At 69.6% G+C, this 16,007-nt stretch carries 12 protein-coding genes; 7 read left to right on the top strand and 5 right to left on the bottom strand.

Going from position 1 to position 16,007, the window contains the following annotated elements; genetic code table 11:
* Nucleotides 1-42: 42 nt before the first annotated feature.
* Both AB0H86_RS36060 and AB0H86_RS36065 read right to left on the bottom strand, forming a co-directional pair.
* Complete coding sequence (locus AB0H86_RS36060; RefSeq protein ID WP_362448846.1) at nt 43-1,380, bottom strand: 6-phospho-beta-glucosidase; 1,338 nt, start codon at nt 1,378-1,380, stop codon at nt 43-45.
* A complete protein-coding gene (locus tag AB0H86_RS36065; protein WP_362448848.1) occupies nt 1,377-2,153 on the bottom strand; it encodes a DeoR/GlpR family DNA-binding transcription regulator in 777 nt (258 codons plus the stop codon). Before AB0H86_RS36065 ends, AB0H86_RS36060 begins: the two co-directional genes overlap by 4 nt.
* Before the next feature lie 140 nt (nt 2,154-2,293).
* On the opposite strand from AB0H86_RS36065, the gene AB0H86_RS36070 reads away from it, so the two are divergent.
* From AB0H86_RS36070 to AB0H86_RS36100, 7 genes are read left to right on the top strand one after another with little or no spacing between them, the layout of a single operon-like run.
* Nucleotides 2,294-3,313, top strand: a complete 1,020-nt coding sequence (locus AB0H86_RS36070; RefSeq protein WP_362448850.1) for a carbohydrate kinase family protein — start codon at nt 2,294-2,296, stop codon at nt 3,311-3,313.
* 48 nt (nt 3,314-3,361) lie between these two features.
* Nucleotides 3,362-4,648 (top strand): extracellular solute-binding protein, encoded by a 1,287-nt coding sequence (locus tag AB0H86_RS36075; RefSeq protein WP_362448852.1) that lies wholly within the window; start codon nt 3,362-3,364, stop codon nt 4,646-4,648.
* Entirely contained in the window at nt 4,648-5,610 is a 963-nt protein-coding gene (locus AB0H86_RS36080; protein ID WP_362448854.1) for a sugar ABC transporter permease, read from the top strand. The genes AB0H86_RS36075 and AB0H86_RS36080 overlap by 1 nt, the downstream gene beginning before the upstream one ends.
* Nucleotides 5,611-5,625: 15 nt before the next feature.
* A complete protein-coding gene (locus AB0H86_RS36085) occupies nt 5,626-6,489 on the top strand; it encodes a carbohydrate ABC transporter permease (RefSeq protein ID WP_362448856.1) in 864 nt (287 codons plus the stop codon).
* Nucleotides 6,486-9,410 (top strand): glycoside hydrolase family 2 TIM barrel-domain containing protein, encoded by a 2,925-nt coding sequence (locus AB0H86_RS36090; protein ID WP_362448858.1) that lies wholly within the window; start codon nt 6,486-6,488, stop codon nt 9,408-9,410. The genes AB0H86_RS36085 and AB0H86_RS36090 overlap by 4 nt, the downstream gene beginning before the upstream one ends.
* A 48-nt stretch (nt 9,411-9,458) precedes the next feature.
* Entirely contained in the window at nt 9,459-11,300 is a 1,842-nt protein-coding gene (locus AB0H86_RS36095) for a LamG-like jellyroll fold domain-containing protein (protein ID WP_362448860.1), read from the top strand.
* A 56-nt stretch (nt 11,301-11,356) separates the two neighbouring features.
* Nucleotides 11,357-13,033: a histidinol-phosphatase gene (locus AB0H86_RS36100; RefSeq protein ID WP_362448862.1), complete on the top strand. Its 1,677-nt coding sequence runs from the start codon at nt 11,357-11,359 to the stop codon at nt 13,031-13,033.
* 98 nt (nt 13,034-13,131) lie between these two features.
* On the opposite strand, the gene AB0H86_RS36105 is transcribed toward AB0H86_RS36100, so the two are convergent.
* The 3 genes from AB0H86_RS36105 to AB0H86_RS36115 are packed head-to-tail and all read right to left on the bottom strand — an operon-like array spanning nt 13,132 to nt 16,001.
* A complete protein-coding gene (locus AB0H86_RS36105; protein ID WP_362448864.1) occupies nt 13,132-13,587 on the bottom strand; it encodes a MaoC family dehydratase in 456 nt (151 codons plus the stop codon).
* 14 nt (nt 13,588-13,601) lie between these two features.
* A complete protein-coding gene (locus AB0H86_RS36110) occupies nt 13,602-15,113 on the bottom strand; it encodes a long-chain fatty acid--CoA ligase (RefSeq protein WP_362448866.1) in 1,512 nt (503 codons plus the stop codon).
* Nucleotides 15,114-15,125: 12 nt separating this feature from the next.
* Nucleotides 15,126-16,001, bottom strand: a complete 876-nt coding sequence (locus AB0H86_RS36115) for an amidohydrolase family protein (RefSeq protein WP_362448912.1) — start codon at nt 15,999-16,001, stop codon at nt 15,126-15,128.
* Between the last annotated feature and the right edge of the window lie 6 nt (nt 16,002-16,007).

The raw sequence follows: 16,007 nt of genomic DNA on the forward strand, positions 1-16,007 counted from the left end.
AGGGGAAGAGCCCGAAGGCCAGAAAGCGCTTACTAGGCCCGCTTACACAAGGTACGCCAGGCCTGGGTGGACGTCTGTGTAGCCCTCCACCAGCCTGCGGGCCACATTGACCGAGTCCACCAGAGGATGCAGCGCGAACGCCTTCACGGCCGTCGCACGGGAGCCGGACTCGGCCGCGGCCAGCACCTCGCGTTCGACCCCCTTGACCGAGCAGACCAGGCCGGTGGCGTGGTCGGGCAGCGGGGCGACGGCGACCGGGTGGGCACCGTTGGCGTCGACCAGGCAGGGCACCTCGATGACGGCGTCCTCGTCGAGCACCGAGAGGGTGCCCTGGTTGCGGACGTTGAGGATCAGGGTGGTGCGCTCGTCGCGCGCGATGGCCCGCATCAGGGCGAGGGCCACCTTCTCGTAGCCGCCGGAGAGGTCGTCGGCGTCGCGCTCGCCGGCGCCGGCCGTCTCCCGGTTCTCGGACATGTAGGTGGCCTCGCGCTCGGCGCGGGTGCGGTCCCAGGCGGTCAGGGCGGCCGCGTCGGGGCGCTTCATCTCCTCGTAGAAGCGGGCCTGCTGGTCGGCCAGGAAGGCGCCGCGGGTCTTCTCGGCCTGCTGGTAGGCCCGGACGGCTTCCCGGTTGAAGTAGTAGTAGTGCAGGTACTCGTTCGGGATCGCGCCCAGCGACCGCAGCCAGTCGACGCCGAAGAGCTTGCCCTCCTCGAAGGAGCCGAGCAGGTCGGGGTCGGCGAGCAGCCGCGGGAGCTCGTCCCGGCCGGCCACGCGCAGGCCGCGTACCCAGCCGAGGTGGTTGAGGCCGACGTAGTCGATCCAGGCCTCGCGGGGGTCGGTGCCCAGGACGCGGGCGATACGGCGGCCGAGGCCGACCGGCGAGTCGCAGATGCCGATGACCCGGTCGCCGAGATGGCGGGACATGGCCTCGGTGACCAGGCCGGCCGGGTTGGTGAAGTTGATGACCCAGGCGTCCGGGGCCAGCCGGGCCACCCGCCGGGCGATGTCGACGGCGACCGGGACGGTCCGCAGACCGTAGGCGATGCCGCCCGCGCCGACCGTCTCCTGACCCAGGACGCCCTCGTCCAGCGCCACCCGCTCGTCGTTCGCCCTGCCCTCCAGACCGCCGACGCGGATCGCGGAGAAGACGAAGTCGGCGCCGCGCAGCGCCTCGTCGAGGTCGGTCGTGGCGCTCACCTCGGGCGCGTCGCTCACCCCGGCGGCCTGCTCGGCGAGCACCCGGGTCACCGCGGACAGCCGCCGGGAATCCAGGTCGTGCAGCACGACATGGGTGACGCGGCCCTCGGCGCGGTCCCCGAGGAGCGCCCCGTACACGAGGGGCACCCGGAACCCGCCGCCGCCCAGAATCGTCAGCTTCACGCCGCGCCCGCCTTTCCTTGTGTCCCTGCCGGCACCACGTCGACACCGGCCTCCTCCAGGGAGGCCAGCGTCGCCGGGTCGACCGGCGCGTTCGTCACCACCGCGTCCAGGTCCTCGGGACCGCAGACCTTCGCCATGCCCGTGCCCGGGAACTTCGCCGAGTCGGCGAGCAGGACGACCTTCTCACTGGCCTTGATCATGGCCCGTTTCACCGGGACCTCGACGACCGTCGTATCCATCACCTGCCCACCGGGGCGCACTCCACTGGTGCCGAGGAAGAGCCAGTCGGCGTGCAGCTGGCGCAGATTGTCCTCGGTGAGGAAGCCGACCAGGGAGCGGTACTCGCGCCGGACCATGCCGCCGAGCAGCACCAGCTCGATGCCCTCGTCGTCCGCCAGCTCCTCGTAGACCACCAGGTTGCTGGTGATCACGGTGAGCCGGCGGCCGTGCAGCTGCCGGGCCAGGCGGTAGGCGGTGGTGCCGATGTCGAGCAGCACCGACTGACCGTCCGTGACCATGGCGGCGGCCCGCGCGGCTATGGCGTCCTTCGCCACCACGCGCACCTCGGCGACCTCGGCGAAGGGCTGGTCGCCCTCGTCGGCCACGGCGCCACCGTGCACCCGCGTCAGCATGCCGTCGTCCTCGAGTTTGACCAGGTCACGCCTGATCGTGGCGGGGCTCACACCCAGCTGCTCGGAGAGATCGGTCACGGCCGCGGGGCCACCGGAGCGCAGGGCGCGCAGGATGAGTTGATGTCGTCGTTCTGCCAGCACGACGTGAACACTACTCGTCATCTTCAATCATTTCCATGCTCAGTTCTGCTCGGGTATTGACCAATCTCGCGGATCAGCGGACGATTCCGGTCACCGAAATGAAGAGTTTTGACGAGCTCTCCGGATGAGAGGACCTTCACGTGGATGACGACCGGCCCGAGGTGCTGCTGACCGGGCTGCTCTTCTACGACCTCGTCCTCACCGGTCTGGGCAGGCCGCCGACACCGGGCGAGGAGATCTGGACGGCCGGCATGGGCTGCGGACCGGGCGGCATCGCCAATCTGGCCGTCGCCGCCTCCCGCTTCGGCCTCAGGACCTCCCTGGCCACGGTCTTCGGCGACGACTTCTACGGCGCGTACTGCCAGGAGGTCCTCACCGGCCAGGAGGGCGTCGACCTCACGCTCTCGCGTGTCGCGGACGGCTGGAACACGCCGGTCACGATCGCGCTGGCGCACGGTCACGACCGGGCCCTCGTCACACACGGCCAGGAGCCGCCGTACTCGCAGGACGACCTGATGGGCGACCCGCCCGAGGCACGCACGGCCCTCGTGCACCTGGAGGCCGAACCGCGCGCCTGGCTCGCCAAGGCCGCCGCGAACGGCACGCAGATCTACGCCGACGTCGGCTGGGACCCCACCGAGGAGTGGTCCGCCGCCCTCCTGGACCAGCTCGCCCTGTGCCATGCCTTCCTCCCCAACGAGACCGAGGCGATGGCCTACACCCGCACCGACAGCGCGGTCGCGGCCCTCGGCACCCTCTCCGAACTGGTCCCGGTGGCCGTGGTCACACGAGGCGGGGACGGCGCGGTCGCGGTCGACCAGACGACCGGCGAGTACGCGGACGTACCGGCTCTGGCCGTGGACGTCCTGGACGCGACGGGCGCCGGGGACGTCTTCGGTGCGAGCTTCGTCGCGGCCTCGCTCGGCGGCTGGCCGCTGGAGGAACGGTTGCGGTTCGCGGTACTGGCCGCCGGACTGTCCGTACGGCACCACGGGGGCGCCCTCGCGGCCCCCGGCTGGTACGGCGTCGACCGCTGGTGGCGCGCCCTGACCGACCCCGAACTGAAGCGGGCGTACGGCTTCCTGGCGGAGCGGCTGCCGCAGGACCCCGGTCCTCCCGTGCGGTACGCGCCCGTCACCCCGCCCGCCCGGCAGTACTGATCCCCCACACGCGAAGTACAGAACAGATCCGAAAGGACGGTGGGAGCTGTGTGGCTCTCACGTAGAGGCCTGCTGCGCGCGGGCCTGGCCGGCACGGCCGCCACGGCGCTCGGCGGCCTGGCGTCCGGCTGTGCCGTTCCGACCGGCTCGACCGGCCGCAACATGGTCCTGTGGTACTGGGACGGCGGCCTCGGCGACACGGTCATCGACAAGGCCAGGGCCCGGTACGACAGCACGGTCGACCTCAAGGCCGTCAAGATCGGCGGCTACTACCGGTCCAAGCTGATCACCACGATGTCCGGCCGCGCCCACATCCCCGACATCGCGGGCCTCAAGGGCGAGGACATGGCGTCCTACCTGCCCAACGCGGACCAGTTCGTGGACCTGCGGACGCTCGGCGCGGACAGGTACAAGAGCCAGTACCTGCCGTGGAAGTGGGACCAGGGCATCGCCGACGACGGCTCCATGATCGGTTTCCCGATCGACTGCGGTCCGGTCGCGCACCTCTACCAGTACGAGGTCTTCCGCAAGGCCGGGCTGCCGTACGAACCCGCCGACGTGTCCCGGGAGTTGGACACCTGGGAGAAGTTCTTCGCGGCGGGCGAGCGGCTCCGCAAGCGGATCCCGGGGACGTCCCTGCTCACCGACGTCAACAGCGTCTTCGAGAACGTGGTGCAGCAGGGCAGCAAGCGGTACGTCGACAAGGACCGCGCCTTCATCGGCGACCAGGAGCATGTGCGGGCCGCGTGGGCTCTGGCCGTGGAGGCCAAGCGGCGGGGGCTCGTCTCCAACCTGGTCACCGGCACCCCGGACCAGCTGTCGGCCGTCGAGGACGGCAAGCTGCCCAGCCAGCTGGGCGCCTCCTGGGCGACCTACGACCTCAAGAACGGCGTGCCGAAGACCAAGGGCAGATGGCGGGTCGCCGACATGCCCGTGCGGCCCGCCAACAACGGCGGTTCGTTCCTGTCGATCACCAAGGCGTGCCGGGAGCCCGAGCGGGCCTTCGAGATCATCGCGTGGATGCTCAACGCCTCCAACCAGGCCCAGGGTTACGTCGACGCGGGCCTCTTCCCGTCCACTCCCGCCTCGTACGGCCTGAAGCAACTGCGCGAGGCAGACCCCTTCTTCGGCGGCCAGGTGACGACGGACGTCTTCGGGCCCGCCGCGCAGAAGATCGTGGTCGCCTACAACAGCCCGTTCGACGTGGCGCTCGGGCAGCCCATCAAGGACGAGATCAAGAACGTCGGTGTTCTCGGCAAGGACCCGAAGAAGGCCTGGAGTGACGCCATGAGCAAGTGCCGGCGGATCGCGCAGCACCTGGGGGTGAGCTACTGATGGCCACCGTCCCCGCGCTGGAGCGGCCCCCCGTGGTCCTGGCGGACCCACCCGCCACGCGGCCGAAGAAGGGGTGGCGCAAGTACTGGCACCTGTATGCCGCGATATCCCCGTTCTATCTGTTGTTCCTCGCCTTCGGCCTGATCCCCGTCGGCTTCTCCCTCTACCTCTCCTTCCACCGCTGGGACGGCCTCGGCTCGATGGAGTGGGCGGGCCTGTCGCAGTACCGGTACCTGGTGAGCGACAGCGACTTCTGGAGCTCGATCGGCAACACGATCATCATCTGGGCGCTGGCCACCTTCCCCATGATCTTCCTGGCGATGATCACGGCCGTGATGCTCAACGCGGCGGTCCGCTTCAAGAACGTCTACCGCTTCGCCTACTTCCTGCCGAACGTCACCTCGGTGGTGGCGATCGCGATCGTCTTCGGCTCGGTGTTCTCCACCAACTTCGGCCTGGTGAACGCCCTGTTGCGGGCTGTCGGCCTGGATCAGGTGGCCTGGCTGAACACGCCGTGGGGCATCAAGGTCGCCATCGCGACGCTGATGACCTGGCAGTGGGTCGGCTACAACGCGATCATCTTCCTCGCGGGGCTGCAGACCGTCCCGAGCGAGCTGTACGAGGCGGCGCGCGTGGACGGCGCCGGGCCCGTGCAGACGTTCTTCCGGATCACGCTGCCCATGCTGCGGCCGACCCTGCTGTTCGTGCTCGTGGTCTCCACGGTCACGGGCCTGCAGAGCTTCACCGAGGCGCAGGTGCTGCTGCAGAACACCTCGAACGACTCGACGTTCTCCGGCGGTCCGGACCACGCGGGCCGGACGATGGTCCTCTACTTCTTCCAGCAGACCTTCGACAACAACGACTTCGGTTACGGCGCCGCCGTGGCGTGGGGCATCTTCCTCGTCGTCGTCATCTTCTCGATCATCAACTGGCGCCTGGTGCAGCGCCGGGACGAAGACTAGGGAGGCGGGAACACCATGGCATCCGTCCAGGACACCACAAGCTCCAAGGGCATCCAGGGTTCCCGGCGCCGGGGCATCGCGCTGCACGCGGTCCTCGTCATCGGGCTGCTGCTGTCGGCCTTCCCGTTCTACTGGGCCATCATCATGTCGACGCACACGTCGACCGAGATCTTCTCCTACCCGCCGAAGCTGCTGCCCGGCTCGCACTTCCTGCAGAACGTACGCAGCCTCTTCGACAACATCGACTTCTTCGGCTCGATGTTCAACTCGCTGCTGGTGGCAAGCGCGGTGACCTTCCTGGTCCTGTTCTTCGACTCGCTGGCCGCGTTCGTCTTCGCCAAGTTCGAGTTCCCGGGCCGCAGGGCGCTGTTCGTCCTGCTGATGGCGATCTTCATGGTGCCGACGCAGATGGCGATCATCCCGCAGTTCGTGATCATGTCGAAGATCGGCTGGATCGGCTCGATGACGGCGCTGATCGTGCCGGCGGCGGCCAACGCGTTCGGCATCTTCTGGATGCGTCAGTACATGAAGAGCGCGATCCACGACGAACTGCTGGACGCCTCGAGGATCGACGGCGCGCACTTCCTGCGCCAGTACTGGCATGTGGCGCTTCCCGTGGTCCGCCCGGGCCTCGCCTTCCTCGGCATCTTCACCTTCATGGGCCAGTGGAACGACTACGCCTGGCCCCTGATCGCCCTGACCAACCCGGACAACGTCACCCTCCAGGTCGCGCTGTCGCAGCTCAACGGCGTCCACGGCACCACCGACTACGGCATGGTGATGACCGGCGCGCTGCTCGCCCTGATCCCGCTGCTGATCGTGTTCGCGGTCGGCGCCAAGCAGATCATCGGCGACCTCGGCAAGGGAGCCATCAAGTGACCGACCCGCTGCTCGCGCTCCGCCCCTGGGAGACACCCGAGGTGACCTCCTGGCGTCGGCTGCCGATGAACGCCGTCGACCGCCGCGCCGGCGCGCTGAAGCTGGACGGCGACTGGCGCTTCCAGTTGCTGCCGGCGCCGGACGCGCCACTGGCGGACGACTGGTCGTCCTCGTACGTCCCCGGAGTCTGGACGACGCAGGGCACGGACGACCTTCCGCAGTACACCAACATCGGTATGCCGTTCGCGCAGTTCCCTCCGCTCACTCCCGCCGCCAATCCGACGGGGGTCTACGAGCGCTCGGTGGACGTGCCCGCCGAGTGGGCCGGGCGGCGGATCGTGCTCCAGGTCGGGGCCGCCGAGAGCGTGCTGCTGGTGCATGTCGACGGGCGTGCGGTGGGCATCTCCAAGGACTCGCATCTGGCCGCCGAGTTCGACCTGACCGAGGCGGTACGCCCCGGCGAGCGGGCCACCGTACGGCTGACCGTGGTGAAGTGGTCGGACGCCTCGCACATCGAGGACCAGGACCAGTGGTGGCACGGCGGTGTCACGCGGTCGGTGCTGCTGTACGCGACCGACCAGCTGCGGCTCGCGGACGTGACCGTGCGCGCGGGACGGTACGGCGACCTGCGGGTGGACTGCCAGGTGCGGGACACGGGCAGGGCGCTGCCGCAGGGGTGGTACGTCAGCGGCGAGCTGGACGGTCATCTCCTCTCCCAGGACGGCGAGTTCGACCGGGCCAACGCCGAGGACGAGCGGGTCTCCGACTTCCTCGGCGAGGCACGGCTGCTGACGACCGTCACGGACGTACGCACCTGGAACGCGGAGGAGCCCGAACTGTACGACCTGACCGTCCGGCTGCACCGCGCCGACGGCACGGTCGCCGACGCCTCGCACCACCGGATCGGTTTCCGGGATGTCGAGATCGTCGGCCGGGACCTGCTGGTCAACGGCGAGCGGGTGTACATCCGGGGCGTCAACCGGCACGACTTCCATCCGCTGACCGGGCGGACGGTGACGTACGACGACATGCGCGCTGACCTGCTGCTGCTGAAGCGCTTCGGATTCAACGCGGTCCGCACCTCCCACTACCCGAACGACCCGGCGCTGTACGACCTGGCCGACGAGCTCGGGTTCTACGTGGTGGACGAGGCCGACATCGAGTCCCACGACCACGCCCACGAGATCGCCGACGACCCGCGCTATCTGAACGCCTTCGTCGACCGGGTCTCCCGGATGGTGCTGCGGGACAAGAACCACCCCTCGATCATCGTCTGGTCGCTGGGCAACGAGTCCGACTACGGCGCGAACCACGACGCGGCGGCGGGCTGGGTGCGCCGGCACGATCCGACCCGGCCTATCCAGTACGAGGGCGCCGCCAAGCGCGGCTGGGCGGACCCGGAGCTCGCCTCCGACATCGCCTGCCCCATGTACGCGCCGCTGGAGGACTGCGTCGCGCACGCGCTGTCCGGGGAGCAGACCAAGCCGCTGATCCAGTGCGAGTACTCCCACGCGATGGGCAACAGCAACGGCACGCTGGCCGACCACTGGGCGGCCATCGAGTCCACCCCAGGTCTTCAGGGCGGCTTCATCTGGGAGTTCTGGGACCACGGAATCCTGCAGCGTGTGAACGACGGCAGACCGGTCGGGCGTGGGGGCGCCGGACTCTATGAGAACGGTGCCGCCGCGCCCGGACATCGCTGGGCGTACGGCGGCGACTTCGGCGAGGCGATCCACGACGGCGCGTTCATCGCCGACGGGGTGGTCTTCCCGGACCGCACTCCCAAGCCCGTGATGTACGAGCACCGGGAGATCGCGGCGCCGGTACGGCTGGAGTGCTTCCGGCACGAGGGCATCGTCATCGGCAACCACCAGCACTTCCGCGGCCTGGACTGGCTGTCCGCCGAGTGGCGGTTGTCCCTGGCCGACGGCGGCACCCTGACGGCGCCGGCCGAGCTGCCCGAGCTGCGGCCGGGCGAGACGGCCGCGGTGCCGCTGCCCTTCGAACTGCCCCAGGACGGCGGGGAGGCGTGGCTGACCCTGCGCGTGACCACCGCCGGGGACGAGCCGTGGGCGCCGCGCGGGACGGAGGTGTGCCTGCCACAGGTGCGACTGCGGGCGGCTGACCTTCGGGCTCCTCTCCCGCCCGCGCGGAATCGTTCCGTCGAGGTCGACGGTGACGGTCTGCTCGTCCATCCCCTACTCGCCTCGGCGCCCACGCTGTCGCTGTGGCGAGCCCCCACCGACAACGACGAACTCGGCGGGATGGCGGTGAACTGGCGGGCCTGGGGCCTCGACACGCTGGTCCGCAAGGTCGTCGACGTGCGCCGGGCGGAGGGCCGCGTCACGGTGTCCGCGGAGTACGCCGCGGCGGCCGGTGTCATCCGGCACACGCAGGTGTTCACCCCGGTCGAGGGTGGCGTCCAGGTCGAGGAGTCGGCCGAGCTGCCGGACTCGCTCACCGACGTGGCACGGGTCGGCTCCGTGTTCGAGACGGTGGCGGGCCTGGACCTGATGGAGTGGTACGGGCAGGGCCCCTGGGAGGCGTATCCGGACCGCGCCTTCGGGGCGCCGGTCGGCCACCACTCCGTAACCGTGGACGAGTTGTTCACCCCCTACCTGCGCCCGCAGGAGAGCGGTGGGCGGCACGGCGTACGTCGCTTCACCCTGTCGGCACCGGACGCCACCGGGCTGACGGTCGTACTGGACGAACCCCGGCAGGTCTCCGTGACCCGCTACCGCGCCGACGACCTGACCTCCGTGACCCACCACGACGAACTCGTCCCACGGGCCGGCTGCGTCGTCCACCTCGACGCCGCCCACCGCGGCCTGGGCACCGCCTCGTGCGGCCCGGACACCTCTCCCTCCTACCTCGTCGCACCGGGCACCCATCGCTGGAGCTGGACCCTGCGCGCGCTCTGAACCCCCCACACCTCCTCTGTCACCTTTACGCAGTGTTACGGAGCACACGTGTGCGTTTCGCATGAGCACGACCAGGGTGAGGCCGCGCAGGCCGGTGCCGGCAGACGCGGTTTCCTGCGGGCGAGCGCCCTGCTGGGCGCGGCGGCCACAGCCGGCCTCGCGCTGCCGACGACCGCCGAGGCAGCCCCGGCTTCCCAGGCTTCCCAGGCGAGTTGGCGGCCCGATCCCGACAGCCGTCGCTTCACGCTCGCCGTCATGCCCGACACGCAGTACCTCTTCGACGGGCCGAGCATCGACAAGGCCCCCGTCGAGGCCTCTCTGCGTTATCTGCTGGAGCACGGCGAGGACGACAACATCGTCTTCCTGTCCCACCTCGGCGACCTCACGGAGAACGGCGCCCAGGCCGAAGTCACCGCGATCGGCGAGGCGTTCGGACTGCTGGACCGGCGCGGCGTCGGCTACAGCGTCCTGGCCGGCAACCACGACGTGAAGTCGTCGACCGACGACCAGCGGGGCCAGACGCCGTACCTGAACACCTTCGGGCCGGACCGGTTCAAGGGCAAGCCGACGTTCGGCGGCGCCTCCCCGGACGGCTACAACACCTTCCACCACTTCAGGGCCGCCGGCCGCGAGTGGCTGGTGCTCGCCCTGGACTGGCGGCTGTCGACGAAGGGCTACGACTGGGCCAAGGCCGTCCTGGCCCAGCACCCCGGGACGCCCGTCATCCTCACCACGCACGAGCTGGTCGTCGAGGACGACACCCTGTCGGCGTACGGGCAGCAGCTGTGGGACCAGCTGATCGACGACCACGACCAGATCTTCCTCGCCCTGGGCGGGCACTACTGGCCGGCCGGCCGGGCCACGCGCAAGAACGCGGCGGGGAACGACGTCCACCTGCACCTGACGAACTATCAGAACCGGTACTTCGGTGGCGCGGCGATGATCCGCCTCTACCACTTCGACCTGGACCGTGACGTCATCGACGTGGAGACGGTCTCCCCGTGGATCCTCGGCCGTGCCGCGAAGGGGCTCAACGAGCTGGAGCGGCAGGAGATCGAGCTGAGCGGCGACGCCGACCGGTTCTCCGTCGACATCGACTTCGCCGACCGCTTCGCCGGCTTCGACCCGGTGCCCGTCCGCCCGGCCCGCCCCGCGTCGAGGATGCTCGTCCCGGGCACGGTCGCGTACTGGCGCTTCGAGTCACCCGTGTCCGGCACGGTCCGTGACCTGTCCGGCCGCGGCAACGACCTCACCCCGGTGTCGGTGGGCGGCGGCTCCCTGGGCTGGTCGTCGGACCACCACCCCGACCAGCCCGGCCACGGCAGCCTGGAGTTCCAGGGATACAAGTCCCCACTGAAGGGCGCCTACCTGCGCACGGTCGACGGAGCGCCCCTCAACTCGGCGACCTTCAAGGCCGGTTACACCATCGAGGCCTTCTACCGTGTCCCGGCCGACTGGGACCCCGGCCACAACGCCTGGTCGGGACTGGTCAGCCGGACCGGCACGGGCGGCGCCGCGGGCAAGACCGCGGATGACCCCGACGAGCCGCTCGCCACGCTCTCGCTGTCCGACGGGCCCGGCCCGCAGTGGGCGGTCCGGCCGCTCAACCAGCAGGGCATCGCCACGAACTGGGGCGACGAGACGGCCCGGGAGGCGTGGTGGCACGTCGCCGTCGTCAATGACGGCTCCCACACCACGATGTACGTCCAGGGCTGCCCCGTCGCCCGCAATCCGCACGCCTCCGCTGTCGGGCTCACCTCTGTCGGACTGCCGTGGCTGCTGGGGGGTTACGAGTACGCCGGGAAGATCGACCAGATCCTGTACGGACGGCTCGGCGACGTCCGGATCGTCGAACGGGCGCTGCCCGTCACCTCGTTCATGAACCACTGAATCCACTGAATCCACTGAATCCGTTCAATCAGTTGAATCCGTTGAGGACAGACACGATGACCGATCAGCAGCTGCCCGCCTGGGCCGACCCGTCCGTCTCCCCCTCCGAACTCGACGCGCAGGGTGTCTCCCGGCGCGGGCTCCTGCGCCGCGCGGGCCTGTTCGGTGCGGCGTTCGCTCTCGGCTCGGCGGCCACGCCGGCGGTGGCGGCAGCGTCGGACGACAGACCGCTCGGCGGCGACGACCCCCGCCTCGCCTACCTCGTCGGCGACCACCACATCCACTCCGTCTACAGCCACGACGCGAAGTACACGTTCTCCCAACTGGCCACCGCGTCAGCCAGGTACGGCCTCGACTGGATGGTCTTCAACGAGCACTCCAACTTCGGGCACGCGTCCTACGGGGCGAAGCTGGAGCACCAGGAGATCCTCAAGGCGCGGGCCGCGAACCCCCGTCAGCTGATCTTCCAGGGTCTGGAGTGGTACATCCCGGCCGCCGAGCACTGCACGGTGTTCGCGGCGCCGGGACCGCACGAGGTCGACCTGCTCACACAGTTCGAGCTCGCGTACGACGGCAAGCTGCTCAACTACACGGACGGCGCGGCGGACAACCCGAACACGGCCCGCAACGAGGCACACGCCGTGAAGGCCATCAAGTGGCTCGCCGACCAACGGCGTTCGGGCTACGTCGACGACGTCCTGGTCCTCGCGAACCACCCGCTGCGGCTGGGCATCGACTCACCGCACGAGATGCGCAACTGGCGGGACGCGGCGCCGGAGATCATGATCGGGATGGAGGGGGCGCCCGGCGCCCAGGGCGGGGGCATCCCCGGCTGGGAGGGACCCGACTCACAGCGCGGCGAGTACACCAACAAGCCGTCCGTGAACTCCTGGCCCGGCTACCCGGAGAACGCGTACGTCCTGTACGGCGGATTCGACTGGATGACGGCGACCGTCGGCGGCATGTGGGACGCGATGCTCGCCGAGGGCAAGTTGTTCACCATCACCACCAACTCGGATGTGCACCGCGTCGTCTTCGACACCTGGAAGAACGGCGACTGGCCGCCGGGGCAGAACTTCGACAACACCGGCCACATCCCCGACCCGGTGAACACCGACACCCCTCAGCCCGGCGGCGACTTCTGGCCCGGCCAGTTCAGCCGCACCCATGTGGGCGTGACCCGCTACGGCTACCGCGCGGTGATGGCGGGCCTGCGTGCGGGCCGGGTCTGGCTCGACCACGGGCATCTGCTCGACGGGCTCGACGTGCGGCTGAACCGGGACCGCGACCACGGACGGGGCGCCACCCTCGGCGGCCGGCTGCGGGTCCGCAAGGGCGAGAAGCTCACGCTGAACGTCACCGTCACGACCACCTCTCGGCCCAACACCCAGGGAATCCTGCCGGAGTTGGCGCACGTGGACGTGATCCGGGGCGCGGTGCGCGGCCCGGCGACCGACCGGGACGCCTGGAAGGCTCCCGACACCAAGGTCGTCCAGACGAAGGACGTCTCCGGCCGGAAGGGGACGTACACCCTGCGCATCCCGCTGACCGCCGGCGACGAGTCCTTCTACGTCCGCCTCCGCGGCAGCGACGGCAACCGCAACGGCACGGGCTACCTGGGCGCCTCCATCGACCCGCACGGCCCGATCCCCCACGTGCCCGGAGACGGCGACCCGTGGGCGGACACGTGGTTCTACTCCAACCCGATCTTCGTGGACGTGGTGGGCAACTGAGGAGCGCCCCGTAAGGGGCGCGGGGAACTGCGCGACCAGCCACATCGGACGCGCAGTTCCCCACACAGCTCAACCCCTACGGCGCTACGGAAATCCACTCACGCGTAAAAACGCGACAGACTCTGCAGCACAGCCGCAGGCTTGGCGTCCCCCTCGATCTCGATCATCCCGTCGACGACGATCTGCACCCCGCCCGCCACGTCCTCGACAGAGACCAGCTTCCCCACCAGCCGGATCTTCGACCCGACCCTCACCGGTGACGGGAAACGCACCTTGTTCAGCCCGTAGTTGACCTTCGTCGAGACACCCTCGACATCCAACAGCTCGGTGAACAGCGGGATGAACAAGGAAAGCGTCAGGTACCCATGGGCGATGGGCGCGCCGAACGGGCCCTCCTTCGCGCGCTCGGGGTCCACATGGATCCACTGGTGATCCCCCGTGGCATCGGCGAACGTGTCGATCCGCTCCTGCGTCACCTCGATCCACTCGCTGGTCCCGAGGTCACTTCCTGCCAGCTTCCTCAGTTCGTCGATGCCGTTCACGGTGATGCTCATAAGTAGCCGATTCCTTAAGGGAGTTGATGATTTCCGTAGCGCTTGCGCACCCGGGACTTCAGGAGCTTCCCGGAGGCGGTGCGCGGCAGTTCGTCCGCCACCACCACGGACTTGGGGATCTTGTACTTGGCGAGCCGCCCGGCCAGCGAGGCCAGCACCTCGTCGGGATCCAGCGAAGCGCCCCCGCGCGGTACGACCACCGCGCGCGGCACCTCGCCCCACTTGTCGTCCGGCACGCCGATGACCGCGCACTCGACGATGTCCGGGTGGGCGAGGAGCAGGTCCTCGATCTCGGCGGGGTAGATGTTCTCCCCACCGGAGATGATCATGTCCTTGATGCGGTCGACGATGAAGACATAGCCGTCCTCGTCGGTCCGGGCCGCGTCCCCGCTGCGGAACCAGCCGTCGGCGAAGGCGGCGGCCGTCTCCTCGGGCAGCCCCCAGTAGCCGGGCATGACGTGCGGCCCGCGCACCACGACCTCGCCGGTCTCGCCGACGTCCGCCGGAGCGAGGTCCGGCCCGACGACCCGGACGTCGCTGAAGAAGTGCGGCACTCCGGCCGAGCCCGCCTTGCTCACGGCGTGCTCGGCGTCCAGGAACAGCGTGCCGGGGGCGGCCTCCGTCATGCCGTAGCCCTGGAGGAAGGTCAGCCCGCGCTCCTGGTAGGCGGCGATCAGCGGGCTCGGCACCGGGGAGCCGCCGCAGGTGAGGATCCGCAGGGAGGACAGGTCGGCGCCCTTCCAGCGCGGATGCCGGGCCACCTGGTCGAACATCGTCGGCACCCCGAACATGAAGGTGATCCGGTGCCGTTCGATCAGGTCGAAGGTGGCCTCCGGGTCGAATGCCTCGACCAGGACACAGGTGCCGCCCTTGAGGAGGACCGGCAGGGTGAGCATGTTGAGGCCGGCCGTGTGGAACAACGGGGCGCAGACCAGGGCGCGTTCGTCGGCGATCAGGTCCGTGTCGACGAGGACGTTGATCGCGTTCCAGGTGAGGTTGCCATGGGTGAGCATGGCGCCCTTGGGGCGGCCGGTCGTGCCCGAGGTGTACATGATGATGCAGGTGTCGTCGGGGGCGACCGGCTCGTCGATCGGCTCGGCCGGTGCCTCGGCGAGCACCTGCTCGTACTCGGCGCCGACCTCGACGTACGTCCGGACATCGCTGTTGCCCGGCAGTCCGGCGACCAGCCCCTGGAACGCGGGGCCGTAGACAAGAGCTCTGGAACCGGAGTCGGCGAGCTGGTAGGCGATCTCGGGGCCGGCGAGGCGGGTGTTGAGGGGGACGAAGACCGCGCCGAGGGTGCCCGCCGCGAACAGTGTCTCCAGGTAGGAGGGGTGGTTGGGGCCGAGGTAGGCGATGCGGTCGCCGCGCCGGACGCCCCGGGCGCGCAGGGCGTGCGCGAGGCGGGTGGTGCGGGTGTGCAGCGTGCGGTAGTCCGTCGACTGCTCACCGTGGACCAGGGCGGTGCGGTGCGGGGTCTTGCGGGCCCGGCGTGCGGGCCACGAGCCCAGTCCCTCGTTGCGCATCGTGACGCCCCTTTACGGTTTCGTCAGCCCGAGCAGGCGGGCGGCGTTCTCCTTGAGGATCTTCGGCTTGACCTCGTCCTTGATCGACAGCTTCTCGAAGTCGGCGAGCCAGCGGTCGGGGGTGAGGACGGGGAAGTCGGAGCCGAAGAGGACCTTGTCCTTGAGCAGGGTGTTGGCGTACTGCACCAGCTGCGGAGGGAAGTACTTCGGCGACCAGCCGGACAGGTCGATGTGCACGCCCGGCTTGTGCGTGGCGACGGCGAGGGCCTCGTCCTGCCAGGGGAAGGACGGATGCGCCAGGATGATCTTCAGTTGCGGGAAGTCGGCGGCCACGTCGTCCACATGGAGGGGGTTGGAGTACTTCAGCCGGATCCCGCCCCCGCCGGGCACTCCGGCGCCGATGCCGGTCTGGCCCGTGTGGAACAACGCGATCGTGCCGGTCTCCTCGATCACCTCGTAGAGGTCGTACGCCACGGACCGGTCGTTGGGGAAGAAGCCCTGGATGCTGGGGTGGAACTTGAAGCCCTTCACCCCGTACTCCTCGACCAGGCGGCGGGCCTGCCTGACCCCCGCCTTTCCCCGGAAGGGGTCGATGGAGGCGAAGGGGATGAGGACGTCCGCGTTGGCGGCGGCCGCCTCGGCGACCTCCTCGTTGGGGACGGGCCGGGTGCCGGTCGCGGACTCGGCGTCCACCGTGAAGATCACGGCGGCCATCCTCCGCTCCCGGTAGTAGGCGGCGGTCTCCTCCAGGGTCGGCTTCCGCTTGCCCTCGACCTTGAAATAGGCGGAGGAGGCGTCGTGCAGGTCGTCGTCCAGCGAGGAGTGGCCCTTCGAGGACACCTCCGCGTGGGTGTGGACGTCGATCGCGACCAGATCCTCGACGTCGATGGTCGC

Source organism: Streptomyces sp. NPDC050997 (assembly GCF_040660135.1).
Lineage (GTDB): Bacteria > Actinomycetota > Actinomycetes > Streptomycetales > Streptomycetaceae > Streptomyces.

Excerpts from the sequence above, each read along its gene's own strand:
- AB0H86_RS36100 (WP_362448862.1), top strand. The coding sequence starts at position 11,357 with ATGACCGATCAGCAGCTGCCCGCCTGGGCCGACCCGTCCGTCTCCCCC.
- AB0H86_RS36110 (WP_362448866.1), bottom strand. The coding sequence starts at position 15,113 with ATGCGCAACGAGGGACTGGGCTCGTGGCCCGCACGCCGGGCCCGCAAG.
- AB0H86_RS36080 (WP_362448854.1), top strand. The coding sequence starts at position 4,648 with ATGGCCACCGTCCCCGCGCTGGAGCGGCCCCCCGTGGTCCTGGCGGAC.
- AB0H86_RS36085 (WP_362448856.1), top strand. The coding sequence starts at position 5,626 with ATGGCATCCGTCCAGGACACCACAAGCTCCAAGGGCATCCAGGGTTCC.
- AB0H86_RS36105 (WP_362448864.1), bottom strand. The coding sequence starts at position 13,587 with ATGAGCATCACCGTGAACGGCATCGACGAACTGAGGAAGCTGGCAGGA.